1 protein-coding gene is annotated in these 1,017 nt (G+C 77.3%); it reads left to right on the forward strand.

The window, feature by feature from the left end; all coding sequences use genetic code 11:
- Window positions 1-1,017: DUF6350 family protein (locus tag L0B03_RS18375; protein ID WP_250448517.1), on the forward strand; the 1,017-nt coding region annotated here is incomplete at both ends.

Here is a 1,017-nt window from a genome sequence, read left to right on the forward strand (position 1 = left end):
CCGGCTCGTCCGCAGCCCTCGCGGCCCCGGTCGGGCCCTCGGCCGCCACCGGCCTCGACGGCGCTCCTCGGTGGGTGTCGGGAGCCCTCGCCGGGTTCCAGGGCGCGCTGCTCTCCCTCCTCGTCGTCGTGATGCCCGCCCTCGCGGCCTACGTGGTCACCTCGGCAGACCCCTCCAACGCCGAGATCGGCTGGCCCCGCTCGGTGGCCGTCGGGGCGGCGCTGTGGCTGCTCGGCCACGGCGGCCCGCTCACGGCCGACGGGGCGACGATCAGCCTCGTCCCGCTGGGCATCACGGCCCTGGCGCTCTTCACCGCCTACGCCTCGGCCCGTCGGTCGGCGCACCCCGCGATCTCCTCCTGGGTCGCGGCGACCGTCGCCCACGTGGTGGCCGTGCTCACGGTCGCCGCCCTGCTCGGTGCCGCAGGCCCCGTCGGCTCCGGGCCTGCGGCCGTCCTGCGGCTCGTGCTCGGCAGCACGGCGCTCGCCGCGGTGGGACTCGGTGCGGGGATGCTCCGGCGCGGACGGCTCCGGGAGCTCGCCCGCCCCGTCTGGACCCGCATCCCTGCGCTGGTGCGTGCTGGCGCCACGGGTGGTCTGCTCCTGTCGGCCCTGCTCGTGGGCCTCGCGGGCCTGGTCGCGAGCGGTTGGGTGATCTCGGGCCGTGCCGCGGCGGGGGACGTCATCGAGGGCCTCGGCGTGGACACCTTCGGTGGCCTGGTGCTGGCCGTCGGCCAGCTCGCCGTGGCCCCGAACCTCGTGCTGTGGGTCCTCGCCTGGCTGGTGGGTCCTGGCTTCTCGGTCGGAGCCGGGACCTCCTACGCGCCGAGCGAGGTCGTGAGCGGCCCCCTGCCCGCGCTGCCCATCCTGGGCGCCCTGCCGACCCCGGGGTCTGGCGGCGGGCTCGTGACCTGGGTGCCCGTGCTCGTGGTGCTGGCGGGTGCCGTCGCCGGCTGGTGGCTGCACCGCCGACTCGAGGCGGGCCGACGTCGGGACACCCCGCTCGCCCTGGTCGTGC

This window comes from Actinotalea sp. C106, assembly GCF_023630195.1.
In the GTDB taxonomy this organism is placed as follows: domain Bacteria; phylum Actinomycetota; class Actinomycetes; order Actinomycetales; family Cellulomonadaceae; genus Actinotalea.